Source organism: Mesorhizobium sp. RCAM 05099 (assembly GCF_059683685.1).
The window spans coordinates 4,183,423-4,206,898 of sequence record NZ_CM185035.1 but is presented as its reverse complement, the minus strand read 5'-3'; the positions used below and the strand labels follow the sequence as shown (position 1 = coordinate 4,206,898).

The following is a 23,476-nucleotide window of genomic DNA, read 5'->3' as shown; positions in this document are numbered from 1 at the left end:
AATTGCGTGGCGAACAATGCTCAACGTGATACTGTTGATCATACCTTTCGATCGCACATAAGGTTTTCGGTCGACGTCTATGCCGAGTGATGGTTCGCTTCGCGAGCTTTCGGCCCATGAGGGCCAATTTTATGGCATCCGTATCACCCTCCCACTTGGAAGCTGCGAGCACGCTCGCGGTGGTCGTTTCATCGAACGAGCCGCTTTTGTTCTTGACCGATGATCTTCGGGTCATCGTTGTCAGCGCTTCGTTTTGCCGAACCTTTGAGATCGATCCCGCCACGGTTTCAGGCAGGGAGCTTTCGGAACTCGGCGCAGGCGAATGGGACATGCCGAAGCTGAACTCGCTGCTGAAGGCAACCGCTTCGGGCAGCGCCAAGATCGAGGCCTACGAGATTGACTTGAAGCGGAACGGCCAGAAAACCCGCCAGTTGGTGGTGAACGCTCGCGTGCTCGAAGACGGCGACCCCGATCGTACTCGCCTCCTCGTAGCCATAACCGACGTCACGGATGCTCGCGCCAATGCCCGGCAAAAGGACGATCTTATTCGGGACAAGGCAATCCTGATGCAGGAGGTTCAGCACCGGGTGGCCAACAGCCTCCAGATCATCGCGAGCGTGCTGATGCAAAGTGCCCGCAGGGTCCAGTCAGAAGAGGCACGCGGGCATCTGCATGACGCCCACAACAGGGTGATGTCGATCGCTGCCGTGCAACGGCACCTCGCCCAGTCTGGCGCAGAAAGGGTTTCGTTGCGAACCTACTTGACCCAGCTCTGTCAAAGCCTTGGCGCTTCGATGATCTCCGACAGGGAACGGCTTTCCATTATCGTTTCCGTCGATGAAAGTGTCGTGAAGTCCGACATTTCGATAAGCTTGGGACTTATCGTGACCGAACTGGTGATCAACGCATTGAAGCACGCGTTTCCCGAAGAGCGGTCCGGCAAGATTTTGGTCGACTACCATTCGGACGGGCCATACTGGACCCTTTCGGTTCGAGACGATGGGATCGGCATGACAACCGGCGACGGCGCCGCTAAGGCCGGGCTTGGTACCGGGATTGTCGAGGCGCTTGCCAGAAACCTCCAGAGTGAAATCAGGGTAACCGACGCAAACCCGGGAACCCTGATATCAGTCGCCCACCTGCAGGCCGCTGTGGGCGACGACGTACCGGCCGCAGCATAGGACGATGACCAGTCCGAAAACTGCCGCTGCGGCACAACAGTCGCCTGACGCAGACGTTGGTCCTGCGCAGGCTGGAGAACTCATGACGAACCGAAAGGCTGTCATTCTCATCGTCGAAGACAACGCCATCATCAGGATGGGAGCTGTCGACCTGGTCGTCGATGCGGGTTACGAGGCCTTGGAGGCGACCAATGCCGACGAGGCAATTCGGCTTCTGGAGGCGCGAGCGGATATCGTCCTGGTGTTCACCGACGTCGGGATGCCCGGCACCATGGACGGCATCAAACTAGCGCATTACATCCGAAACCGATGGCCGCCGATAAAGCTGATCGTGGCGTCCGGCAGGGCGATTCTTGAAGAGAGCCGACTTCCGGAGGGAAGTCGATTCTTCCCGAAGCCCTATCACGAGAACACAATTATCGAAGAAATCCGGCGGATGGTACCCGATCAGATTTGAGATGTGGCAGCGCAAACTTCCCGGCCCAGTCGGCCTTGGCGACCCATCAGGTACAGGCTCGCTCCACCTCGAAGACGGCTTCTTCCTTGGTCGCCACACCGCCGCTCGATGATCCTTGGTACCAGAACCACATGCCGGGCCCGTGCAGTTCCTTGCTGATCCGCCCCGCCTTGCCCCCGATCTGCGCAAAGTGCGTGCCGAGCGCCTCGCCCTACCTCGAAAACGGGTCGGCGGAGTAGGCTTCGCCGCCGGCAACAAGCTCACGAAGGTCTTTGAGACTGCGGCTCGACACCGGGCTCGTCGTCGACGATCAGCTGCGAGCGATAGCCGTTGAACTTGACTTCATGAATCCAGTCGTCGCCTTCGGGAGGTTGCTCGACGAGCGTCGGCATCAGTGGCGGGATGACTTCAGACGCATGAACGGACACGCAAAACCGCGATTCAGTTAGCTGGCGATGAAATGGTTCGGGAACTTTTACGCGGTGACTATGTTTGCCCAAATGCCGAAGCTGTCGGATTTCGGGTCACCCAAGCACGGCAAGCCACAAGACGGCGAGCCACGAAATGAACGTCACCACTTCATCGTGTGCTCGGTCTGCGGCCAGCAGATCGATATGCGGGATTTTCGGCAGGTCGCACATCATGCCGATCAAGCGCACAAGCCGCTGAGATGGACGAGCGATCTTTTTGAGAAGGTGGGATGCAAGTATATAACATAGACGAAATACAGGGTGACATGCGGGTGGCATCTTACGTCGCCAGTGGCGTTACACCTCTTGCAGCGCTTCAGAAAATCACCGGCAAACCCATATCGCCCCGCGCCCTCCAAGAGCACTGGTTTAGAGTGGTTGACGGAAGTGACCGCAGTGTTTTCGAGTACAGCCTTGCCGAATAAGCATGGTCCGGTCTGGGCGCTCGCAAGCGTAAGGCTGAATCGCGTTTAAAGGGAATCATTGTCCTACGCCTTGGTGTCGCCGATCGGGTTAATTACGTGGCTGCTAATATGCGTTAATCTAAGCAAGCGGGGGACGAAAACCCTTCCCGCAGTGGCCGGTGTGGTGCACGCCCAGAGACCCCCAACTGCACCGGCCATTTTCCCTACGAGTGAGTAGCGCCAGCTTCTGCGCCAGCCCCCAGCCCGGCGGCGCAAGCCATGGGCTTGCGTCTCCATACCTGTGAGGGTCGGAAAAATACGTCGGCCCACATGGAGGTGGTGGCCTTTGCGGCAAGCAGCTTCGCCAACGAGACCGGCGGCTATGACCGCCGAAGTTCGACCCAATGGCCGAACGATCACTATCCAAATGCAGAAGGCGACTTCGCGCCGGGGCCCCAAGGTCGGATGGAGCTGATGGACATGTGGCGCTCGGCCGCGGTCGAGGCCAACGCCGCCTCGGTCGAGGCGATCTCGGCCAAGATGATGGGCAACTGGGTCGACAAGAACAAGGCGCTGCAGAAGACCTGTATGCCGGTCAATCTCGCAGCCGTGCGTTCCGCCAGCCGCCGCAAGGGGGCGAAAGCTGCTCCGCCAAGAACGAATACAAAAAGTTGAAACTCTCCGGAAAATGAGAGTTGAAACTTTTCAAGGGGCGGTAGCTAACCCCTTGAAAGAAATGGCGCGAGTGACGGGGCTCGAACCCGCGACCTCCGGCGTGACAGGCCGGCACTCTAACCAACTGAGCTACACCCGCGCATTGACGAGCACGTGTCAGCCGTGTTCGTCGTTGGGCCGCTGGATAAGGGGTTCGCCACCGGGTGTCAAGCGCGGCAGGACAGCATAACAGCAATCAGGAGAAGGTTTTTTGACAGCCGGCGTTTTGTTGGCAAAACCGGCCTCCAAGGAGGGCGTCCCGCGCTCATTTGGCCTTGCGAAGCTGGTCCTGACCGCTTAAAGGTCCGGCCCGGAGCGGGCGATTAGCTCAGTTGGTAGAGCGCTTCGTTTACACCGAAGATGTCGGCGGTTCGAGCCCGTCATCGCCCACCATTCCAATCACACAATCCATCCACCGCCGCGTCAGTGGCGAAGCCCGCCGTGCGGAGTTGGCTGGCCATCAACCGCCGCTTTGCAAATCCGCCGCAGATCGGCATGGATGTTTTTGGAGTTCAGCAACTCGGCCGCTTCCGGGTAGCCTTCGGCCAGCAACGTGGCGACGATCTCGGCTGGCGAGTGGTGAAAACCACCTTCCGCCAAAGCATGAGCCCGCTGGTAGATATGGCCTGTCCTGATTTCGTCTGTCATTCACAAGCACCTCCGTTGGTGAGCACTTCGTGCACAACCTTTGAGATGTATCCGAGTTCCGCACAACTTTTGAGGGGAAATTTACCCGCTGATGTACTGAGCACCGGATCTTGCGCTTGAAGTCGCGGCTCGCCTTCCCCCTCGCTGCCAGGAGATATGTCGGTCCGTTGCCGTCGGTGCAGCAATCAGGGCGGCAAGAGGCGAAAATCATTACCCTCCGGCAGCAATTGCCCGCCATCGACGACAATGGTCGTGCCGGTGATGTAGCTGGCATCGTCGGAGGCGAGAAACAGGAAGGCATTGGCGACATCGCGCGGGCTGCCAAGCCGGCCGAGCGGGATGGAGTCCTCCATGTTCTTGATATAGGCGGCGCCGCGGTGAAGCTCGATCGCTTCGGTGAGGATGTTGCCGGGCTCGACGCCGTTGACGGTGATGCCATAGCCCGAGAATTCGAGCGCGGCGGCACGGATGAAGCCGTTGATTCCGGCCTTGCTGGCGGAATAGTGGCCGTGCCCGGGGCTGGTGACGTGCGGGCCGGTAATGGATGAGGTGAAGAGCATGCGGCCGAAGTGCTGCGCCTTCATCGGCACAAGTGCTGCGCGCGCGGCATTGAAAGTGCCGCGCAGATTGACGGCCATGACGCCATCCCAGTCATCCGAGGTGGTGTTCTCGATCAGTTGCCAGGGATAGATGCCGGCATTCTGCACGATGATGTCGAGGCGGCCATGGTGCTTCAGCGCCGCCGCCACGGCGGCTTCCACGTCACTCATCCGCGAGATATCGGTGCGGATGAAGGGGACGCCGAGTTCGCCAGCGGTTGCTTGCCCGGCCTCGACTTCGTTGTCGGCGAGCACGAGTTTTGCCCCTTCTTCGGCAAAGCGTAGCGCAATGCCCTTGCCGATGCCGCGCGCACTGCCGATGATCAGCGCGACCTTGTCTTTTAACCGGTTGGTCATGCGAGCCGTCCTGTCATGCGAGTCTTTGGCGAATGGTTTGCTTGAAAGCGTCGAGCAGCACGGCGGCCAGCACCAGCAGGCCATGGATCACCTGGGTGAAGTTGGCCGGCAAGCCCATGAGGTTGATCGCCGTGTTGATGGCCGAGAGCAGCAGCACGCCGGCATAGACGCCGGGCAGGGTGCCGACACCGCCTTTCAGGCTGACGCCGCCGATGACGACCGCGGCAAAGGCGTTGAACAGCAGGCCGACGCCGAGATTGGCGGTGGCGCCGGAGGTGCGGATTGCCAGCAGCCAGCCGGCGAGGCCGGCGATGGCGCCGGCGAGCACGAAGGCGATGATGAGATTGCGGTTCACGCGGATGCCGGCGCGGAAGGTTGCGGTCTCATTGCCGCCGATCATGACGAGATGCCGGCCGAACGGCGTCTTGGCCATGATCAGCGAGAAAACCACGAAACAGGCAATTGCTATCCAGGCCGTCAGCGGCAGGCCGGCGAGTCGCTGGATGCCGAACCAGCGGATTGCCGGTGCTAGGTCCTGCGCCGAGCGGCCGCCCGAAATCACCAGCACAAGGCCTCGCACCCAGATGTAGGAGGCCAGGGTGATGATGAAGGCGCTCATCTTCACCCTGACAACCAGATAGCCGTTGAAGGCGCCGATGAAGCCGCCCACGGCAAGCGCCAGCAGCAGCGAGACCGGAACCATCAACCATTCCGGATGGAGCTGAACGCCAAGGCCAATGCCCGACGAACAGAACAGGATGCCGACCGCCATGGCGCTGAGCGCCGCCACCGATCTGACCGACAGGTCCATGTGACCGGCGATGATGACCAGCGCCAGGCCGATCGACATGACGCCGAGCACGCTGGAAGCCTCGATGATGTTGGCGAAGATGCCGAGCTGGAAATAGTTCGGGATGAAGATGGAAAAGACAACCAGCACGAACAGCAACATGAACCAGACGAGGTTGTCGAGGACGAACTCCAGGGCGTGGCGGGTGCGGGGGTTCATGGGCTGATCCGGCTGGCGCACGAACCCGAAAACCAAATCCGATCTTCGGAGGACCATGCGCAAATTGAAATTGCAGAGGATTGGCTCCGGACCGAGATGGTCCGGAGCGTTTTTGCGGGGATGCTGCTATTCGACGGATTTGACGGTGTCCGTCGGCGGCTTCTGGTTGCCCCAGAAGGCCGGGTTGTCGACGTTTTCCTTGGTGATGGCAGCACCGGGGATCTTGATGTTCGGACCCCAGGCTTCCTTGGTCACGGTCGATTTCAAGCCGAGCACGTCATATTCGCCGGGCTTGATCTCTTCTTTCTTGACGACCTTGTCCATGAACATGGCGACGGCCGCGGCCTGCGCGTAAAGCGGTTGCTCGACTTCGACGTTGAGCCAGCCCTTGCGGATCAGGTCGAGGCCGACCGGAGCGCCGTTCGAGCTCATCAGCATGACGTCGCCCGGCTTCTTGCCGGCGGCCTCGAGCGAGGCGACGGCAGCGACCGAGAGGTGCGCGGCATGGCTGAAGATCAGGTCGATATCGGGGTTCGCCAGCATCTGGTCGGCAACGATGGTGCCGGCGTTGCTGGCTTCCCATTGCATGGCCGGAAGCGAGATGATCTTGACGTCCGGAAACGCCTTCATCTTCTCCTCGAAACCCTTCTGGATGTCGAGCGTGTAGGGATCGCCGGGATCGCCGAGCACCTGCAGGACCTTGCCCTTGACCGAACCGTTCTTCGCTTTCAGAAGTTTCTCGGCCTGGTCGGCGGCGACGTACCCGATCTCCACCGTTCCCGCGACCGACGTGAAGTCGGAGGGGGTCGAGGTGATCTGGCGGTCAAACTCGACCACCGGGATGCCGGCTGCGCGCGCTGCTTCGATGGACGGTTTCAGCGCATTGAAGTCGACGGCGGCGAGGATGATCGCGGCCGGCTTCAGCGCGATGACGTCATTCATCTGCGATTGCTGGGCGTCGGTCTTGTTGTCGGCGTTCAGCGTCTTCACCTCATAGCCGACCTGCTTCAGGAACAGCTCCAGAGCGCTCACCGAGCCGGTCTGAAACTCATCGAGCAATGTCGGCACCAAGTAATAAACGGTCCCCTTGGACTGGGCGAATGCCGGCATGAGCGTGGCAAAAGCCAGTGCCAGGATACCGAAGACAGCAAGAAGTAGTCGCTTCATGTCGTTCGCTCCTGTTAAGCCGGACCCCACTTTTGTCCCTCAGCCTACCGGTCCGGCACCGGCAAGCGTTTCACCGGTGATCATGTTGATCACCGCGTCGGGACTTGTTTTGTTGCGCGCGACATCGCCCGCCACGACGCCTTGCCGGATGACCACGATCCGGTCGGCGACCTGGAAGGCCTGCTGCATGATATGGGTGATGATGACGACGCCGATGCCCTGGCTCGCCACCTGGCGGATCATGTCGAGACCGCGCCGCGTCTGTTCGACACCGAGTGCGGCGAACGGTTCATCGAGCAGCACCAGCTTGCCGCCCCAGTGCACGAAGCGGTTGAGCTCGATGGCTTGCCGCTGGCCGCCCGAAAGATGCTCGACATTGGTGCGCAGCGAAGGGATGCGGGTGCCGGCGGTGGCCAGCGCCTTTTCGACCACGGCCTCCATGGCGCGCTCATCGAGCACCGGAATGCCAAGAACCTTCCTGGTGATCTCGCGGCCCATGAAGAAATTGGCGACCACGTCGACATTGGTGCACAGCGAGAGGTCTTGGTAGACGGTTTCGATGCCCGCGGCCTTGGCTTCGGCGGGCGACCTGGCGAGGAATTCCTTGCCCTCGAACAGCATGCGGCCGGAGGTCGGCTCCAGCCCGCCGGAGATGATCTTGACCAGTGTGGATTTGCCGGCACCGTTGTCGCCCAGCAACGCCACGACCTCGCCCCGGCCGATCGAGAAGCTGATCCCCTTCAGCGCTTCGATCGCGCCATAGTTCTTGGTGACGTTGTCGAGGACCAGCAGCGGTTCGCTCATGCCGCAATCTCCCTGCTTTTTAGAAGGTCGCGCTCGCGCTCGCGTTCGGCGGCGAACATCTGCCCGAAGCGGGGCGACAGCACTCCGGAAACAGCGAGGGCGGCGGCACCGCGCAACACCGAATGCTGCCCGCCGCGCGCCACGACAATTCGAGGCGTCTTGCGGTCCTTTCGCGCGGAGACGGAGTTGTGCAGGCCCGCGGTCGAGCCAGCCAGCCGTTCGAGCAAGGCGGTGGACGCCAGCCCGCCCAGGATGATTGTTTCCGGGTCGAACAGGTTCTCGATGATGGCGACGGCATTGTGGAAGACAGGAGCGACTTCCACGACCCAATCGGCCTCGCTGCCGTTCCAGCGCCGGAGCGCTTCGAGCGAGAGGTATCTTTCGAGGCAGCCGCTGTTGCCGCACGGGCAATTCTCACCGCCGGGAACGACAGGAATGTGTCCGATCTCGCCGGCATTTCCCCAGGCGCCACGCAACACGCTGCCGTCATGAACCATGGCACCGCCAAGGCCGACGCCGAAATACAGGTAGTAATATTCGGAGAATTGAGCCCCGAGGCCGTAGAGGCGCTCGCCCATGGCCGCGGCCGCCATGTCGGTTTCAAAGAAGGCCGGTAGTCCGGTGGAAGCCGCCAGCCGCTCGCGCAGCGCCACGTCCTTCCAGCCGGTCATGGTGGTCGGACCGACAAAGCTCATGGATTCGACGCCGAACGGCCCGGGCAGGGCCATGCCAACCCCGAGAACCCGTCCTCCAGCCCGCAATCGGGTCAATTCAACCACCATCGCCCCGATCAGGTCGAAGGCGTGGTCCGGAGTCGCGTTGGGGGCCTCGCGGTAGCTGCTCTCGATCACGTCGCCGCTCAGATTGATCAACGCGGCGTTGATGCCGAGCGGGGTGATGTGGGTGCCGACGGCATAGCCGCCGTCGGGATTGATCCGCAGGGTCGCCGGCGGCAGGCCACGCCCCTTCGGCTCTTCGCGCAGGGACAGGATGTAACCTTGCTCTTCGAGCTCGCGAACGATGGTCGATACCGTCTGGACGGTGAGCCCGACGCGCCTGGCAATCTCGCCGCGGGCGATCGGTCCATGAAGGCGGATGGACTCAAGCACGATACGCCGGTTGTAGGGCCGGCCGAATTCCTGATTGGTCCCCCGCAGTGCCATGACGTGCGCCCCTTTAGGAGAGGGCAGCTTCGCACCAGTTATTTATTCAGTCAAATGGAATTCAAAAATAATTCGCGTATCCGTCGGCGCCGGGGTCACAGGCGATGAGGCCATTGCGAGCCGGTGCAGGACGGGGCCAGGGAAGGCGAAATCCACAGCGCTTGATTTTCCATCCCGCCTCACTCACAAGAGCACATTTGGTGGAGCGGCAAATAGTGTCGAAACTTACAAGTTTCCTGGAGAGACACGGTCTCAAACGAAAGCGCCAGCCATCAGTTGTTGTGCTTCCAGAACGGCGTATGAAGCAAATACTGCATGAGCGCTGCGTTATCGAGGGTGCCGATTTTGTGGCGCCGCACATGGAGAATGCTTTACTTTTCAACGACCAACAGCAAATACGAACTTACGCAATTGAGAAGGTGGCGAAGTCCGGGCTTCTGCTGGAATTTGGTGTCTTTGACGGGACAAGCATCAACCATTTTGCCGACAGGCTGACGGCGCACGGCGACACGCGGCCAATCTTTGGATTCGATGCTTTTCTAGGTCTTCAAGAAAACTGGGCTGGAACTGACTTCCAAGCCAAGGGTCGGCAGTTCAACAGGGACGGCCTTGTGCCGAAGGTTCGGCAAAATGTGAGCCTGATGAAGGGCTGGATCGAAGATACGCTTCCAACGTTTCTTGAGCAGCACCAAGGTCCGATTGCCTTCATTCATATTGACACGGACACCTACACACCCTGCAAAGCTATTCTCACGCTCTGTAGGGATAGGCTCGTCAGCGGCAGCGTCATCCTGTTTGACGAACTGCTCTGCTACCCAGGATGGCGATTTGGAGAGTGGAAGGCGCTGAACGAGGTGTTGAAGCCAGAGCAATACACCTGGGCAGCCTTCGAAGAGCAGCGGGCCGCGCTTGTCATCAATTGATGACAACTCCACAAGATACGGCGCCAACCGGCGTCGAATGTGTCAGTCCCGCCTGCCGGCGCACGCGATCGAACAGACCGGCCAAGGCTTTGATCCCCCGGCCTCGATCAGGGCTTGAGCGTCTCAGAGATACTGGGCGACCTTCTTGCCGATAGTCAGGAAGCGCAAGGGATCGATCGCTTCGCCATTGTGGCGGACTTCATAATGCAGATGCGGGCCGGTCGAGCGACCGCTGCTGCCGGTCTTGCCGATGACGGCGCCGGCGTCCAGTTTCTCGCCGACGGTCACGTCGATCTCGCTGAGGTGCCCGTAACGCGTCGCAAAACCATTGCCGTGGTCGACCTCCACCATGCGGCCATAGCCGCCGTTCCAGCCGGCCTTGGTGACGACGCCGGGCGCCGTGACCTTGGCAGCCATGCCGATCGGGGCCCTGAAATCCATTCCGGAATGCAGTGCGGCGGTGCCTAGGAGAGGATCGGTGCGAACGCCGAACGGGCTGGTGACGGAGTGGCCGGGGGCCGGATTGGCAAGCGGCAGCTGGCGCGCTTCCTTCTTGAGCTGGTCGAGCGTGTCCAGCGCCTCGTCCAATTCCTTGACCTTGCTGTCGAAGATCATCGAACTGTCGAGCGGTATCAGCGGTCCGCCGACATCGCTGTTGCTCTTGCCGAAATCACTATCGACCGGCAGGCCCGCCGCTACGAGCGCCTGGGTGATCGCGTCGGCGCTCTTGTAGGCGTTGTCGGCAAGCGTGCTGATGCGACTGAGCTGCTCGCTCTCGATGGATTTCAGCGACTGGTTGATCGACACGAACAGTTTGTCGGCACGATCGGCGGCTGAATCGCTGGGCAGCGGATCGGAGCGGGTCGACCACAGTGAGAACGGCCTGGTGTCGCCAGCACCGGGGTTGGCGCTCAGGCTGGCGACCGCGTAGTTTTGTACCGGCTGGTTGATGCTGCCGGTCACCTCGGCGGGTTTGTCCGGCTTCCCAATCGCTGCCGGATTTTCAGCTGGCGCCGTTCCCACTTCATTCTCTGCGCGTTCGAGCAGCGGGCCGAGGCGGCCATGGCGCTGGCTCAACTGGCTCTGACGTTCGAGCAGTTCGCTGACCTTGGTTTCCATCAGTTGCTGGTCGAGCAACTGGCGGCTGGTGATGCGGTCGACCTGGGCGCGAAGCGCCGAAATCCGATCTTCATAGGCCTGCTGCATGCGGGCTTGCCGCGCCGTGGTGGCGCCGATCAGGTCATCGCGCAGCACGAGGTAGGAGGTGGCCAGCAGGTATCCGACGACGATGGCGGCCAGCGCCGAACCGAGAAATGCCGCGAGCCAGGGGCGGACCGTGAAGTGCCTGATCTCGTTGCCCCGGGCGATGATGACCGTATGGGGTTCCTTGCGTCTGCCGAAGACTGCGGACTGACCGGTTGCGTTCACGGGACCAAGCTTTCGTTAAACACCACGACTGCTTGATTACACATTATTAGGGTTAACAAAGCTTTGCGGTGTTGCGTCAGCAATTGCCCGTCAGGCGGCACAAGGTTGCGGGGAAGGCGCATCAGCTTTCCCGGCAAGAACTCAAAGCGCGCGGACAGCCTCCAGCACGTCCTCGGCATGGCCCTTGACCCGGACCTTGCGCCAGATCCTGGCGATCCGCCCATCACGGCCGATCAGGAAGGTCGCCCGCTCGACGCCCATGTATTTGCGGCCATACATCGATTTCTCGACCCACAAATGATAGGCCTCGATGACCTTGCGCTCCTCATCGGCGGCAAGGTCGATGGTGAGATTGTATTTTGATTTGAACTTGTCGTGCTTCTTGGCGTTGTCAGGTGACAGGCCGATCACCACGGCACCAGCCTTTTCGAATTCGGGCTTCAGCTGCGAAAAGCTTATCGCCTCTTGCGTGCAGCTTGTTGTGTCGTCCTGCGGATAGAAATAGAGCACAACGGGTTTACCCGACAGTGCGGCAAGGCTAAGCGATCCGCCGCCGTCCCGCGGGAGATCGAATTGCGGCGCAAGATCACCTACGTCGAGGTCAGCCATACCAATGCCCTTGTTTGAGGTTACGCGCGAAGCCACACCGATATAGTGTCGAACGGGGATCTGTCCACGATCGAGTTCGTACAACGGAAAATTGCGTGGATCAGGAGCAACCGCAGCACGAGAAGATTAGGTTCAGGCGTGACGAGATCACCGACCTGGGGACTTTTCCGTCCGCGTGCCGTGTACCGCCGCTCGGTCAGGCGTCGATCGGACGCGGCTTTCGCATCCTGGCGAGGATGTTCGCCGGCTTCGCCAGCCTCGTGTTGTTGGCGGCTGTCGTTGTCTACCTGGTCGGTGTATCTGGCGTTGGCTCCGAGCGGCTTCGGGCGGAAGCGGAAACCGCCATTGAGAAACTGGCCGGCCTCGATGTCGATGTTTCGGTCGGACCGGCGCGCATCACCCTGGACGGATCGAGCTTCATTGCCCTGCAGGTCAGTGACGTCAGCCTGAAGACATCAGACGGCAAGCCGATGGCGGATGCGGGCCGCGTGCGTTTCGGCGTGCGCCTGATACCGCTGTTGTGGGGGGATGTGCGGCTGACCAGCGCCAGGATATCCGATGCGCGCATTGTCGTGGCGGCGATGCCGACCAGTGGCGACTGGTCCGCGGCCCTGCGCAACAAGGATGGCCTCATCGATCCGGAGAAACTTTCCGATGCGGTGTTTGGCAACATCCACCGCGCGCTCGACGCGGTGCGGGAAGATTCGCTGCGCCGCATCGATCTTCGCAACGTCGAATTCGTGCTGCCCGACACCGCAACGATCAAACGGGTCAAGATCACCGACGCCACCGTCGCGCAGTCGGGGCCAGGCGGCATGGAGTTTTCGTCACAGGCGGATGCCGACGGCACGGTGGTTACCGTCGCCGCTTCCGCCACCCGCGATATCGCGGCGCACCGCGTGACGGCGCTGAATGCGAGCATCGATCTGGCGGATGCCGGTGACACCACGGCCGCTGCGGGCAAGTTGGGCGCGGTCGCACTGAAGCTGACAGGATCGGAAGGGACCGGCACGAATGCTTCGCGGCTGACGGCCGCGCTGTCATCGACGGGATCCGTGCTCGATCTTGGCACACGTGGACTGCTGCCGGCAGATGTCGGCGTCGATGCGACGCTGGTTGCGGGCAGCAACAAGATCCAGGTGGACAGGCTGCTGCTGAAGACCGGCCGCTCGACATTCAATTTTGCCGGATCGATAGGGCCGAAGCCGGCGACTGGGACTGCCGGTGAGGAGCCGTCCTATCGTTACGACCTGACCAGCGACGGTTCGACATTGGCGCCATCGGAGTCGCCAGAGCCCGCGCTTGCTTTCCTGGCTCGAATTGCCGGCGTCTATCAGACCGTAAGCCATAGATTGGTGGCCGAGCAGATCGCGCTTCGTTCCGATTCCAGCGGCGAGGTGCTGGGAACCGCCGCCGTGGAATTCGTGGAGGGCAAAGCGCCTGGGATCAATCTCGCCTTCAACGTCCACGACATGCCGGTCTCCCACGTCAAGCAGCTTTGGCCGTGGTTTTCGGCGCGCAATGCGCGGCTCTGGGTGCTGGACAATCTGTTTGGCGGCCGCGTCGTCGACGCCAACCTTCAGTTCCACGTCGTGCCGGATCGCCTGGGCAATGGCGTGCCGCTTTCCGCCGACGAGGTGTTCGGCCACTTCCAGGTCGAAGGCTCGCGTTTCGACACGGCCGGCCGCATTCCGCCGATACGCGACGCGGTCGGCGTCGTTGGTTTCCGTGCCAATGATGTCGATATCGCGCTGACCTCGGGCACGGTCTTCATGCCCAGTGGCCGTACGGTGGCGGCCAGCAATGGAACGCTGACGGTCAAGGCGGCGAACCATCCACCGGTCATCGGCTCTCTCGACCTCGACGTCGAGGGCGAAGCGCCGGCAATCGCCGAACTCGCCTCGTATGAGCCGATCAACGCCATGCGCCATGTCGGCTTCCTGCCGGAAGACCTGTCCGGCAACGTCACCGGCCACGTCAAGGCGGACATCCCGTTGCAGTCCGGTGTCGACACCTCGAAGCTCGATTGGCTGGTGTCGCTCGACTACACGGGCCTTTCATTGGCCAAGCCTTTCGAGGGCCAGACCTTGGCGGATGCCGACGGCTCGATCACGGTCGACCCCGAAAAGGCGGTGATCTCCGCCAAGGCATCGCTGAACGGCATACCGGCCGAGCTCGATCTCATCGAGCCGCTGGAGGATGGCGGGCCGGCGCGCAGCCGCAAGGTGGCTCTGGTGCTCGACGACAAGGTCCGTGCCGCCGCGATGCCCGGCCTGACGCCGCTGCTTGCCGGAACGGTGAAGGTCGCCATCGACAAGAGCGGCACCGGCAACCAGAACGTCTCGGCCGATCTGACCAATGCCAGGCTGGACATTCCCTGGGCGGGCTGGAGCAAGGGGGCGGGGGTTCCCGCCAATGTCACGTTCGTCATGACCACGTCCGGCGACACCACGACGCTGTCCGACTTCAATCTCGACGGAAAGACTTTCTCCGTCGACGGCAGCGTTGTGCTGGTCAATGGCGCGCTGTCGTCCGCACGGTTCAGCAAGGTCGCTCTGAACAGGGGAGACGATGTCGCGGTGTCGGTGAAGCGGTCGGGAAAGGGCTATGCGGTCGACATCAATGGCAGCATGCTGGATGCCCGTTCTCTCATCAAGCAGTTCACCTCGGATGTCGACACAGCGACCAAGACCACCGGGTCGGACGCCATTTCGGTCAGCGCCGATGTCGATCAGCTGACCGGTTTCCACGACGAGCAATTGTCCAACCTCAAGCTCGACTACAGCGCGGCCGGATCGAGGGTGAACGGGCTGAAGGTCAGCGCCACGGCAAGTTCGGGTGCCGCCATAACCATCAGCAACACGACCGGCGACGGCCGCCGCGCGCTCAACGTGCAGTCCGCGGATGCTGGTGCCATATTGAGGTTTCTCAACATCTACGAACACATGGAAGGCGGCTCGATCACGCTGGCCCTGTCGGGAGCGAGCGACGGTCCGATGAAGGGCAAGGTCGATACGACCAACTTCTTCGTCGTCAACGAACCGAAGCTGGCCTCCATCGTCTCGACGACGCCAGCCGGCGACAGCCGCAGTCTCAACCAGGCGGTCAAGGGCAATCTCGACACGTCGCGGGTGAAGTTCGAACGCGGCTATGCCGAGATCGACAAGGGCAGCGGCTACCTGAAACTGGCCAATGGCGTGCTGCGCGGTCCGCGCATTGGCACCACCTTCCAGGGCACGCTTTATGACCAGGACAACAACATGGACATGACCGGCACCTTCATGCCGGTCTATGGCCTCAACCGCATCTTCGGCGAATTGCCGATCGTCGGCGCGCTTCTTGGCAATGGCCGCGATCGTGGCCTGATTGGCGTCACCTACCGGCTCAAGGGCAACGCCAACAAGCCACTTCTGGACGTCAATCCGCTGTCCGTCATCGCTCCCGGGATATTCAGGTCGATCTTCGAGTACCGGTAATCGACCTCAGGCCGGCCGCACGAGAATGTGCTTTTTCCTGCCGAGTGAAAGCTTTACGACGTTTTCCGGGCTCAAATCCCTGGGCGTCACCAGCCGGCGATCATCGCTGACAGGCTGATCGTTCAAGCGCACGGCACCACCTTGCACATGCCGTCGCGCTTCACCGTTCGACGCCGCCAGCCCGGCGGTTACCAGAAGCGACAGGATGCCGACGCCGGCTTCGAGCTTGGCGTTTTCAACCTCGACGGTCGGCAGCGACTCGGCGAGCGCGCCTTCCTCGAAGGTCTTGCGCGCCGTCTCGCTGGCTCTTTCCGCCGCCTCGCGGCCGTGCAGCATGGCGGCGATTTCGGTGGCGAGCACCTTCTTCGCCTCGTTGATCTCGGATCCGCCGAGTTGCTCAAGGCGTGCGACTTCGCTCAAGGGCAGCGTCGTGTACAGTTTCAGGAACCGGCCGACGTCGGCATCCTCGGTGTTGCGCCAATACTGCCAGAATTCATAGGGGCTCAGCATTTCCGCATCGAGCCAGACCGCGCCCGAGGCCGACTTGCCCATCTTGGCGCCCGACGAGGTGGTGAGCAGCGGCGTGGTCAGCGCGTAGAGTTGAGCATCCTCCATGCGACGGCCGAGGTCGATGCCGTTGATGATGTTGCCCCACTGGTCGGAGCCGCCCATCTGCAGGCGACAGCCAAGGCGCTTGTAGAGCTCGACGAAATCATAGGCCTGCAGGATCATGTAGTTGAATTCGAGGAACGACAGCGACTGTTCGCGATCGAGCCGGAGCTTGACGGAATCGAAGGCGAGCATGCGGTTGACGGAAAAGTGACGGCCGACGTCGCGCAGGAAATTGACGTAGTTGATCTCCATCAGCCAGTCGGCATTGTTGACCATGATCGCGTCATTCGGGCCGCTGCCGAATTTGAGGTAGGGCATGAAGTTGCGGCGGATGCCGGCGAGGTTGTCGTCGATATCCTGCGGGGTCAGCAGCTTGCGCGCCTCGTCCTTGAAGGACGGATCGCCGATCATCGAAGTACCGCCACCCATCAGTGCGATCGGCCGATGACCGGTCTGCTGCAGCCAGTGCAGCATCATGATCTGGATCAGCGATCCGGCGTGCAGGCTCTTGGCGGTCGCGTCGAAGCCGATATAGGCCGTCACCGTCTCCTTGGCAAAGAGATTGTCGAGGCCGGCATCATCCGAAGTCTGGTGGATGAAACCGCGCTCGCTCATCGTGCGCAGGAAATCGGATTTGAAGGCGGACATTGTTTCTTTCCCGAAAGCGCCCGGCCGCTGCGGCTCTGGCGTGCATGAACGCGGGCGTTTAGCATCCAAGCGCGATCAGCAAAAGTGGAATCCGGTTTTGCGTCAGATCGCGCGTCAACGAAGAACTCGCGATCAGCAAAAGTGGAATCCGGTTTTGCGGCTGAAGACGCCGAAGCGATCACCCGTTGTTGAAACGTTGCAGCGGGCCTTCCGGCACGAATGCTTGCTTCATCGTTTCGGCTGGCGTAATGAGGCGCCGCGCCAGAAGGTTCTTGCAGCCCACGACCTCGAACGGCACCGCACGGCATCCATCCAATGCCATATCCGACGACAGAGCCCGACGCGACATGCCGGACGCATTGATATCCATCGTCATTCCTTGCAGGAACGAGGCGGCAAACCTGCCGCTGCTGATCGATGAGATCGAGGCGGCGATGGCCGGCCGCGACTTCGAACTGATCATCGTCAATGACGGTTCGACCGACGAGACCGCTTCGGTGCTCGCCGAGCAGGCGGCAATTCGCCCGTTTCCGCTGCGGGAATTGCGGCACCAGAAATCCGCCGGCCAGAGCCTTTCGGTGCGTTCGGGCGCTTGGGCGGCGCGCGGCAGCATCGTCGCCACGATCGACGGCGATGGCCAGAACGATCCGCAATACATTCCGGTGCTGGTCGATGCCTTGCGGCAGGCCGGGCCCAATTTCGGCGCCGCGCAAGGGCAGCGCCTCAAGCGCCGCGACAGCAAGGTCAAGCAGCTGGCGTCGCGTTTCGCCAATTGGCTGAGAAACGCCATCCTGCATGACGAGACGCGCGACACCGGCTGTGGCCTGAAGGCGGTGCATACCGATATCCTGCGGAAACTGCCGTTCTTCGACGGCACCCATCGCTTCGTTCCGGCGCTGGTCATCCAGGAGGGATACCGCGTCGTGCATTGCGACGTCATCGATCGTTCGCGCCGCCACGGCAAGTCGAACTACGGGATTTTCGATCGCGGCCTGCAGGGTGCGCTCGATCTCGGCGGTGTCTGGTGGCTGCGCCGCAGGCGCCGCAGAATGCCCAAAGTAGAGGAAATCAGGCATGGGTAACGTGCTTCAGGAATTGGTGACCTGGCTTCACCAGGTTTTCATCAAGCAGTTCGATGCGTGGATCCTGCTCGGCTTCATCGCCCAGTTCTTCTTCACCATGCGCTTCGTCGTGCAGTGGCTCGCCTCGGAAAAGGCCAAGCGCAGTGTCGTGCCGGTCGCGTTCTGGTTCTTCTCGCTGTTCGGCGGCGGCCTGCTTCTGATCTATGCCATCCAGCGTCAGGATCCGGTCTTCATCGCCGGGCAGGCCATGGGCATGTTCATCTATATCCGCAATCTCTGGCTGATCGCCAATGAGCGCAAGGCCGCGGCGATGACCAAGGTCGATTGAGCGGCCTGGGCGCTTCGAAAAATGGTCAGAGAGGCTGAAGCATGGCGTTGAACAGGAACTACATCCTCCTCTTCCTGTTCAGCCTGGTGATGACGGTTTCGGGGCTGGCGTCGATGCCGCCGGTCGACCGTGATGAACCGCGCTTCGTCCAGGCCACCAAGCAGATGGTGGAGACTGGCGACTATGTCGACATCCGTTTTCAGGACGCCTCGCGCTACCAGAAGCCAATCGGTATATATTGGCTGCAATCCGCGGCCGTGATGCTGAGCGGCGAGGGCGCCGAAGCGCCGATCTGGGTCTATCGCACCGTCTCGGCGCTCGGCATTGCCATTGCTGTGCTGGCGATCGTCTGGACTGGCACCAATCTTTTCGGAGCCAATGCCGGTATCGCCGCCGGCCTGGTCATGGCCGCGATCTTTGCCACCGCCTTCGAGGGCCGCGACGCCAAGACCGATGCGATGCTGCTGGCCTGTTGCGTGGCGGCGCAAGGCGCGCTGGCGCAGATCTATCTGGCGTCGCGCCGGAACGAACCTGTCGCCGGCCATCTGTGGTGGATCTTCTGGATAGCGCAGGGTGCCGCGATCCTCATCAAGGGACCGATCGCGCCGCTGCTGTCGGCGCTCACCATTGCGGTGCTGTTTGCCTTCGAGCGCGACGGGCGCTGGCTGGCGAAGCTCAAAGTGGGGCGCGGCCTGGCACTGGTCGTGCTGATCGTGCTGCCCTGGCTTGCCCTGATCACCTGGAAAAGCCATGGCGCTTTCCTGCAGCAGGCCGTCGGCAAGGACATGCTTGGCAAGGTCGCGTCGGGCGAGGAATCGCATGGCCTGCCGCCCGGCTTCTACATGCTGACCTACTCGCTGTTCATGTGGCCTTTCGGCCTGATCGCGGTTGGTGCCGGGCTCCAGGCGCTCAACCGGTTGCGCGACGATCCCCGGCTGCGTTTCTGCCTTGCCTGGTACATCCCATTCTGGCTGGTGTTCGAGCTCATTCCGACAAAGCTGCCGCATTATGTCCTGCCGGCCTACCCCGGCATGGCGCTGCTGATCGGCTGGCTGCTGACATTGTCGCCGCAGGATGCCAATGCACCGCTCAGACGCTGGCAAAGCTGGTTGTGGTGGTCGACCGCATTCGGCCTGGTCGTGGTCAGCCTCGGCCTGGCGGTGGTGTGCGTGGGCGCGCCGATCTACCTCACCGGCACCTTCTCATGGTGGAGCATTCCGGCGGCGGCCGCAGCACTCGGCGCCGGCTACTTCGCCTTTTCGCGACGGTTGCAAGTGCCGCTTCGCCGCATTGCCGCCGTCGCGGTCTGTGCGGGCATCACCTATGCCTTGTTGTTCAGCGTCATCGCGCCCTCGCTGAAGCCGATCTGGCTGAGCCCGGCGATCGAGGCGGCGGTCCGCGCCAACAGGCCTTGCGACACCACCGTGCTCGCCTCGGCGGGGTATCACGAACCGAGCCTGGTGTTCCTTGTCGGCACGAAAACGGTTCTGACCGATGTCGATGGCGTCGCCAGGCATCTGCTTGCCGACCCTGCCTGTGCGCTGGCGCTGGCGCAGGTCGGCGATGAGCAGAAACTGAATGGCCTGCTGGCGGCACAAGGCAAATCCGCGAGCCGCGTTGCCCAGATCGACGGGCTCAACTATTCGTCGGGAGACAAACTGTCGCTCGGCCTTTACCGTGTGGTTCAATGACGGCTGTTCGATGATAGGGTCGAATTTCCAATGCTCGTGAAATCGCGCCCTTCTGTTTCCCGCGGGCTCCTTGGCGTGGGGCGCCGATCCTTGGACAATTTTCGCGATACGATGCAGATCGCAAGCAAGCGCTTTGCCGTTCGACCCGCCGGCTACCCGAACATAGTGTGGCCTGTCTGGGGCCTGGCCTGGGTTTTTCTGACGGCGGCAGCGTTTGTTCGCCTCGACACTCCGGCCGGAATGCTTCGCGACCAATGGTCGCCAGGGTTTGTCCACCTTGCCGATTTTTTCACGCAGTTCGGCCTGGGTGGCTGGTATCTCATTCCGTCGGCGCTTCTGCTCGTCGCCGCGAACCTGACGGACTGGCGAAGCCTTTCGAGGCGTTCGCTGATGCTGGCCTACAACTGGACCTGCTTGGCATTTCTGGTGCTGAGCGCCGTCGGTCTGTCCGGCCTGACCGTCAATATGCTGAAATACGCCATCGGTCGGGCCCGCCCGCTTTATTTCCACGATTTTGGCGTTCTGTCCCTGCACCCTTTCGCCTTTGATGCGCGCTTCGCCGGCTTTCCATCCGGCCATGCCACGACAATGGGCGCCGTGTTCGGGGTTGCGCTGCTTTTGTTTCCGCGGCGCTGGTACATAGCCTTGGCGATCACGGCGTGCATCGCGTCGACGCGGGTCTTTGTCGGCGCGCACTATCCCAGCGACACCGTCGCCGGCTTCGGCCTTGGCTGCGCCTTCGCTCTGGCCAGCGGGCTGGTCTTTGCCCGGCTTGGCTTCATCTTTCGTCCGACAGGGTCGGGATTGCCGGTTCGCAAGGAGACGTTTTGGCTGATTGGCCCGACCAGGAAGACCGCCTGAGCGCTCGGATTTGCCGAAGCCTAGTTGCCGTCGAGACCGCCGTAGGATCTCACCAGGCCGGCCATATCGGGTGACCGGTGGTTTTCGATTTCCAGCCCTTGGGCGACGCCGGCACGGTCGGCGACCGGCCGGTTCTGGCTGACTTTCCACTTGCCGTGGATTTCGTTGATCTCGATTTCCAGCCCGATGATGCCCTTGATCTGCGACTGGATGAAGGGCGCCGGCGCGTCGGTCACTGACCAGGGGGCCTTGCGAGTGCCTTCCTGGGACGCAGTCAGATCGGCAATCTGCCGCGCCAGCCAGTCCTGGTCATCCATCACCTTGACGGTGCCGCGCACCTGCACGATGGCATAGTTCCAGGTCGGCACCACCTTGCCGGTTTCGCGCTTGGTCTCGTACCAGGACGGCGTCACATAGGCATCGCTGCCCTGGAAGACGATCAGCACCGGCGAGGCCGGATTGTCGGCCAACAGGCGCCATTGTGGATTGGCCTTGGCAAGATGCGCGCGCAGCCTGCCGTTGGGCGGCACGTCGCCATCGAGCAGGAACGGGATGGCGTTGGCGACCGGCCCCTCGGCGCCGTTGCAAATCAACAGGCCCAGCGGATGTGCCCGGATCAGCCCGTGCAGGATGTCCGGCCGCGTTTCCTTGAAGTGAGGAGGCTCGTACATCGCCTGTCGCTTCTTCCTGGTCTATCTCAGCCGCTTCGGCCGCGGATCGGACAATTCGCCGGCGAGCCGGCGGTCGAGATAGTCCGCGCATTCCTCGAGCAGCAGGTCTGCGTCGTTGGCGAAGAAGTGGTTGGCGCCGGGCAAGGTCTTCTGCGTGATGGTGATGCCCTTTTGCGTGTGTAGCTTGTCGACCAGGCCTTGCACGTCCTTCGGTGGCGCCACCTTATCGGCATCGCCATGAATGATCAGGCCCGATGACGGGCAGGGCGCCAGGAACGAGAAGTCATAGGTGTTGGGCTGCGGCGCTATCGAGATAAAACCCTCGATCTCCGGCCGGCGCATCAGCAACTGCATGCCGATCCACGAGCCGAACGAATAACCGGCGACCCAGCAGCTTTTGGAATCCGGATGCAGCGACTGCACCCAGTCGAGTGCCGCGGCGGCATCCGACAACTCGCCGGTGCCGTGATCGAATTCGCCCTGGCTGCGGCCGATGCCGCGGAAATTGAAGCGAAGCGTGGTGAAATCCCGCTTCTGGAACATATAGAAGAGGTCGTAGACGATCTTGTTGTTCATCGTGCCGCCAAATTGCGGATGCGGGTGCAGGATGATGGCAATCGGCGCGCTCTTTTCCTTGGAGGGCTGGTAGCGTCCCTCCAGACGGCCGGCAGGACCGGTGAAAATGACCTCAGGCATGAAATACTCCACTTAGGTAATACGAATGCGCGGCGCCCGGAACGTATCTTCCTCTGGCCTTGACGCAGGGCGAGCGTCTTCTTAGAAGCTAGTTTAGAATTGTTCAAAACTGAGTGGCCAAAACGTCGAGCCCGGCCACTCGCGCCGCAAGCCGCGTAAATAGGACGGCTCGCCTTGGAATTTCAAGGAAATAACGCCATACGACGGCGGAATGGCTTCTGACGGGACCAACTGGACGAAAATGGCCGGACTACGCGCCTATCTCGACTACAATGCCAGTGCGCCGCTGCTTGCGGTGGCGCGCGAGGCTATGGTCGCGGCGCTTGATGTCGCCGCCAACCCGTCGTCGGTCCACGCCGAGGGGCGTGCTGCACGACGCCTGATCGAGACTGCAAGGCGTGATGTGGCAGCGCTGGTCAACGCCAAGGCCGAGCATGTCGTGTTCACCTCCGGCGCGACGGAGGCCGCCTCGACGCTGCTGACACCCGACTGGCGGATGGGACGCGGCACGGTACGCATGAGCCGGCTCTACGTGTCCGAGGCCGATCATCCATGCCTGTTGAATGGCGGGCGGTTCCCGGCAGCGCAGGTGACGCGGATTGGCGTTGACGCCAACGGCATCGCCGACCTTGCAGCCTTGGCCGTGGCGCTTGCCGCACATGACAAGGCCGATGGCCTGCCGCTGGTTGCAATCCATGCCGCCAACAACGAGACCGGGGTGATCCAGCCGATCGATCGGATTGCCGGGATCGTCAAGGCGGCGGGCGGCGTTCTCGTCGTTGACGCCGTTCAGGCCGCGGGCCGTGTTTCGATCGATATGTCAGCGGGTTACGCCGACTATCTTATTTTGTCTTCGCACAAGATCGGTGGTCCCAAGGGCGTCGGCGCCATTGTCGCCGCCTCCGATCTGATGATGCCGAAGCCCCTGGTCAGTGGTGGTGGCCAGGAAAAGGGCCATCGCGGCGGCACGGAAAACCTCGCCGCCATCGCTGGTTTTGGCGCGGCCGCGCGCGAGGCTCAGACCGGATTGCCAACCATGGATGCGGTTGGGCATCGCCGCGACGAGATCGAGGCCATCGTGAAAATGCTGGTTCCGGACGTGGAAATCTTCGGAACCGGTTCGCCAAGGCTTGCCAACACGACATTCTTCGCTATTGCGGGCGTCAAGGCCGAAACCGCGCAGATCGCCTTCGATCTGGCGGGTGTGGCTCTGTCTGCCGGCTCAGCCTGTTCGTCGGGCAAGGTCGGGCCGAGCCATGTGCTGAAAGCCATGGGGCACAGTGACAGCGTTGGTGCCTTGCGCGTGTCGATCGGTTCAGCGACCGGCGCGCAGGACATCGATCTGTTCCGCATCGCGTTGGCGGGGATCGCCGCGCGACAAGCCGCCAGGGAAAAGGCGGACAAGGAAAAGGCCGCATGAGCGGCCAGAGATAGACAGGCTTCACGGCCTGGTAGAGCCGTGCGTTTCATGTTGGCCG

General features: G+C 61.8%; 24 protein-coding genes and 2 tRNA genes. 12 read left to right on the top strand and 14 right to left on the bottom strand.

The annotated features are described in order from the left end of the window. Positions 1–131 precede the first annotated feature (131 nt). Positions 132–1,181: a sensor histidine kinase gene (locus AC56QQ_RS20875; RefSeq protein WP_497123201.1), complete on the top strand. Its 1,050-nt coding sequence runs from the start codon at positions 132–134 to the stop codon at positions 1,179–1,181. Between the two features lie 82 nt (positions 1,182–1,263). Beyond that, positions 1,264–1,638, top strand: coding sequence for a response regulator (locus tag AC56QQ_RS20870; RefSeq protein WP_497129074.1), 375 nt, complete (start codon positions 1,264–1,266; stop codon positions 1,636–1,638). 260 nt (positions 1,639–1,898) lie between these two features. Here the strand turns inward: AC56QQ_RS20870 and AC56QQ_RS20865 are convergent, their stop codons facing one another. Both AC56QQ_RS20865 and AC56QQ_RS20860 read right to left on the bottom strand, forming a co-directional pair. Next, a complete protein-coding gene (locus tag AC56QQ_RS20865) occupies positions 1,899–2,030 on the bottom strand; it encodes a hypothetical protein (protein WP_497123200.1) in 132 nt (43 codons plus the stop codon). A gap of 132 nt (positions 2,031–2,162) precedes the next feature. Continuing rightward, positions 2,163–2,291 (bottom strand): hypothetical protein, encoded by a 129-nt coding sequence (locus AC56QQ_RS20860; RefSeq protein ID WP_497123199.1) that lies wholly within the window; start codon positions 2,289–2,291, stop codon positions 2,163–2,165. A gap of 695 nt (positions 2,292–2,986) precedes the next feature. On the opposite strand from AC56QQ_RS20860, the gene AC56QQ_RS20855 reads away from it, so the two are divergent. Then, a complete protein-coding gene (locus AC56QQ_RS20855; RefSeq protein ID WP_497123198.1) occupies positions 2,987–3,187 on the top strand; it encodes a hypothetical protein in 201 nt (66 codons plus the stop codon). Positions 3,188–3,249: 62 nt separating this feature from the next. Here the strand turns inward: AC56QQ_RS20855 and AC56QQ_RS20850 are convergent. Next, a tRNA-Asp gene (locus tag AC56QQ_RS20850) sits at positions 3,250–3,326 on the bottom strand. Positions 3,327–3,543: 217 nt separating this feature from the next. On the opposite strand from AC56QQ_RS20850, the gene AC56QQ_RS20845 reads away from it, so the two are divergent. After that, positions 3,544–3,619: transfer RNA gene (locus AC56QQ_RS20845), tRNA-Val, on the top strand. Between the two features lie 30 nt (positions 3,620–3,649). On the opposite strand, the gene AC56QQ_RS20840 is transcribed toward AC56QQ_RS20845, so the two are convergent. From AC56QQ_RS20840 to AC56QQ_RS20815, 6 genes are all read right to left on the bottom strand, one after another. Next, the gene (locus tag AC56QQ_RS20840; protein ID WP_497123197.1) at positions 3,650–3,874 is read right to left on the bottom strand and encodes a hypothetical protein; all 225 of its coding nucleotides are present in this window, start codon (positions 3,872–3,874) and stop codon (positions 3,650–3,652) included. 185 nt (positions 3,875–4,059) lie between these two features. Beyond that, complete coding sequence (locus AC56QQ_RS20835; protein ID WP_497123196.1) at positions 4,060–4,830, bottom strand: SDR family NAD(P)-dependent oxidoreductase; 771 nt, start codon at positions 4,828–4,830, stop codon at positions 4,060–4,062. A 13-nt stretch (positions 4,831–4,843) separates the two neighbouring features. Then, positions 4,844–5,839: an ABC transporter permease gene (locus AC56QQ_RS20830; protein WP_497123195.1), complete on the bottom strand. Its 996-nt coding sequence runs from the start codon at positions 5,837–5,839 to the stop codon at positions 4,844–4,846. A gap of 126 nt (positions 5,840–5,965) precedes the next feature. After that, positions 5,966–7,006 (bottom strand): sugar ABC transporter substrate-binding protein, encoded by a 1,041-nt coding sequence (locus tag AC56QQ_RS20825; protein WP_489860988.1) that lies wholly within the window; start codon positions 7,004–7,006, stop codon positions 5,966–5,968. 39 nt (positions 7,007–7,045) lie between these two features. Then, on the bottom strand, positions 7,046–7,810 hold the full coding sequence (locus AC56QQ_RS20820) for an ATP-binding cassette domain-containing protein (protein ID WP_489860989.1): 765 nt from the start codon (positions 7,808–7,810) through the stop codon (positions 7,046–7,048). After that, a complete protein-coding gene (locus AC56QQ_RS20815) occupies positions 7,807–8,973 on the bottom strand; it encodes an ROK family transcriptional regulator (RefSeq protein WP_497123194.1) in 1,167 nt (388 codons plus the stop codon). Before AC56QQ_RS20815 ends, AC56QQ_RS20820 begins: the two co-directional genes overlap by 4 nt. A gap of 299 nt (positions 8,974–9,272) precedes the next feature. Between AC56QQ_RS20815 and AC56QQ_RS20810 the strand changes: the two genes are divergently transcribed. Next, on the top strand, positions 9,273–9,896 hold the full coding sequence (locus AC56QQ_RS20810; RefSeq protein WP_497123193.1) for a class I SAM-dependent methyltransferase: 624 nt from the start codon (positions 9,273–9,275) through the stop codon (positions 9,894–9,896). A 123-nt stretch (positions 9,897–10,019) separates the two neighbouring features. Here the strand turns inward: AC56QQ_RS20810 and AC56QQ_RS20805 are convergent, their stop codons facing one another. Next, entirely contained in the window at positions 10,020–11,324 is a 1,305-nt protein-coding gene (locus AC56QQ_RS20805; protein WP_497123192.1) for a M23 family metallopeptidase, read from the bottom strand. Between the two features lie 141 nt (positions 11,325–11,465). After that, the gene (locus AC56QQ_RS20800) at positions 11,466–11,933 is read right to left on the bottom strand and encodes a peroxiredoxin (RefSeq protein WP_497123191.1); all 468 of its coding nucleotides are present in this window, start codon (positions 11,931–11,933) and stop codon (positions 11,466–11,468) included. Between the two features lie 95 nt (positions 11,934–12,028). Here AC56QQ_RS20800 and AC56QQ_RS20795 point away from each other — a divergent pair, with 95 nt between their 5' ends. Continuing rightward, on the top strand, positions 12,029–15,409 hold the full coding sequence (locus tag AC56QQ_RS20795) for a hypothetical protein (protein WP_497123190.1): 3,381 nt from the start codon (positions 12,029–12,031) through the stop codon (positions 15,407–15,409). Positions 15,410–15,415: 6 nt separating this feature from the next. On the opposite strand, the gene tyrS is transcribed toward AC56QQ_RS20795, so the two are convergent. Next, positions 15,416–16,669: a tyrosine--tRNA ligase gene (gene tyrS, locus AC56QQ_RS20790; protein ID WP_497123189.1), complete on the bottom strand. Its 1,254-nt coding sequence runs from the start codon at positions 16,667–16,669 to the stop codon at positions 15,416–15,418. On the opposite strand from tyrS, the gene AC56QQ_RS20785 reads away from it, so the two are divergent. The 5 genes from AC56QQ_RS20785 (at position 16,656) to AC56QQ_RS20765 (ending at position 20,631) form a co-directional block, all read left to right on the top strand. Then, positions 16,656–17,090, top strand: a complete 435-nt coding sequence (locus AC56QQ_RS20785; RefSeq protein WP_497123188.1) for a hypothetical protein — start codon at positions 16,656–16,658, stop codon at positions 17,088–17,090. The genes tyrS and AC56QQ_RS20785 overlap by 14 nt on opposite strands. Next, complete coding sequence (locus AC56QQ_RS20780; RefSeq protein WP_497123187.1) at positions 17,017–17,751, top strand: glycosyltransferase family 2 protein; 735 nt, start codon at positions 17,017–17,019, stop codon at positions 17,749–17,751. The genes AC56QQ_RS20785 and AC56QQ_RS20780 overlap by 74 nt, the downstream gene beginning before the upstream one ends. After that, a complete protein-coding gene (locus tag AC56QQ_RS20775) occupies positions 17,744–18,079 on the top strand; it encodes a lipid-A-disaccharide synthase N-terminal domain-containing protein (protein WP_256750863.1) in 336 nt (111 codons plus the stop codon). The genes AC56QQ_RS20780 and AC56QQ_RS20775 overlap by 8 nt, the downstream gene beginning before the upstream one ends. Before the next feature lie 41 nt (positions 18,080–18,120). Further along, positions 18,121–19,770 (top strand): ArnT family glycosyltransferase, encoded by a 1,650-nt coding sequence (locus AC56QQ_RS20770; RefSeq protein ID WP_497123186.1) that lies wholly within the window; start codon positions 18,121–18,123, stop codon positions 19,768–19,770. A gap of 90 nt (positions 19,771–19,860) precedes the next feature. Further along, positions 19,861–20,631, top strand: a complete 771-nt coding sequence (locus tag AC56QQ_RS20765; RefSeq protein ID WP_497123185.1) for a phosphatase PAP2 family protein — start codon at positions 19,861–19,863, stop codon at positions 20,629–20,631. Positions 20,632–20,651: 20 nt separating this feature from the next. On the opposite strand, the gene AC56QQ_RS20760 is transcribed toward AC56QQ_RS20765, so the two are convergent. Together AC56QQ_RS20760 and AC56QQ_RS20755 are read right to left on the bottom strand one after the other, a co-directional pair. Further along, positions 20,652–21,302 (bottom strand): FMN-binding negative transcriptional regulator, encoded by a 651-nt coding sequence (locus tag AC56QQ_RS20760; RefSeq protein WP_497123184.1) that lies wholly within the window; start codon positions 21,300–21,302, stop codon positions 20,652–20,654. Between the two features lie 21 nt (positions 21,303–21,323). Continuing rightward, complete coding sequence (locus AC56QQ_RS20755) at positions 21,324–21,998, bottom strand: alpha/beta hydrolase (protein ID WP_091578247.1); 675 nt, start codon at positions 21,996–21,998, stop codon at positions 21,324–21,326. 241 nt (positions 21,999–22,239) lie between these two features. Here AC56QQ_RS20755 and AC56QQ_RS20750 point away from each other — a divergent pair, with 241 nt between their 5' ends. Then, positions 22,240–23,418, top strand: a complete 1,179-nt coding sequence (locus AC56QQ_RS20750; RefSeq protein WP_497129072.1) for a cysteine desulfurase family protein — start codon at positions 22,240–22,242, stop codon at positions 23,416–23,418. The last annotated feature ends 58 nt before the right edge of the window (positions 23,419–23,476 follow it).

Coding starts and splice junctions, on each gene's coding strand:
- AC56QQ_RS20770 (WP_497123186.1), top strand. CDS start 18,121: ATGGCGTTGAACAGGAACTACATCCTCCTCTTCCTGTTCAGCCTGGTG.
- AC56QQ_RS20760 (WP_497123184.1), bottom strand. CDS start 21,302: ATGTACGAGCCTCCTCACTTCAAGGAAACGCGGCCGGACATCCTGCAC.
- AC56QQ_RS20750 (WP_497129072.1), top strand. CDS start 22,240: ATGGCCGGACTACGCGCCTATCTCGACTACAATGCCAGTGCGCCGCTG.
- AC56QQ_RS20815 (WP_497123194.1), bottom strand. CDS start 8,973: ATGGCACTGCGGGGGACCAATCAGGAATTCGGCCGGCCCTACAACCGG.
- AC56QQ_RS20825 (WP_489860988.1), bottom strand. CDS start 7,006: ATGAAGCGACTACTTCTTGCTGTCTTCGGTATCCTGGCACTGGCTTTT.
- AC56QQ_RS20775 (WP_256750863.1), top strand. CDS start 17,744: ATGGGTAACGTGCTTCAGGAATTGGTGACCTGGCTTCACCAGGTTTTC.
- AC56QQ_RS20870 (WP_497129074.1), top strand. CDS start 1,264: ATGACGAACCGAAAGGCTGTCATTCTCATCGTCGAAGACAACGCCATC.
- AC56QQ_RS20810 (WP_497123193.1), top strand. CDS start 9,273: ATGAAGCAAATACTGCATGAGCGCTGCGTTATCGAGGGTGCCGATTTT.
- AC56QQ_RS20875 (WP_497123201.1), top strand. CDS start 132: ATGGCATCCGTATCACCCTCCCACTTGGAAGCTGCGAGCACGCTCGCG.
- AC56QQ_RS20840 (WP_497123197.1), bottom strand. CDS start 3,874: ATGACAGACGAAATCAGGACAGGCCATATCTACCAGCGGGCTCATGCT.
- AC56QQ_RS20755 (WP_091578247.1), bottom strand. CDS start 21,998: ATGCCTGAGGTCATTTTCACCGGTCCTGCCGGCCGTCTGGAGGGACGC.
- AC56QQ_RS20820 (WP_489860989.1), bottom strand. CDS start 7,810: ATGAGCGAACCGCTGCTGGTCCTCGACAACGTCACCAAGAACTATGGC.
- AC56QQ_RS20835 (WP_497123196.1), bottom strand. CDS start 4,830: ATGACCAACCGGTTAAAAGACAAGGTCGCGCTGATCATCGGCAGTGCG.
- AC56QQ_RS20800 (WP_497123191.1), bottom strand. CDS start 11,933: ATGGCTGACCTCGACGTAGGTGATCTTGCGCCGCAATTCGATCTCCCG.
- AC56QQ_RS20780 (WP_497123187.1), top strand. CDS start 17,017: ATGCCGGACGCATTGATATCCATCGTCATTCCTTGCAGGAACGAGGCG.
- AC56QQ_RS20855 (WP_497123198.1), top strand. CDS start 2,987: ATGGACATGTGGCGCTCGGCCGCGGTCGAGGCCAACGCCGCCTCGGTC.
- tyrS (WP_497123189.1), bottom strand. CDS start 16,669: ATGTCCGCCTTCAAATCCGATTTCCTGCGCACGATGAGCGAGCGCGGT.
- AC56QQ_RS20865 (WP_497123200.1), bottom strand. CDS start 2,030: ATGCCGACGCTCGTCGAGCAACCTCCCGAAGGCGACGACTGGATTCAT.
- AC56QQ_RS20830 (WP_497123195.1), bottom strand. CDS start 5,839: ATGAACCCCCGCACCCGCCACGCCCTGGAGTTCGTCCTCGACAACCTC.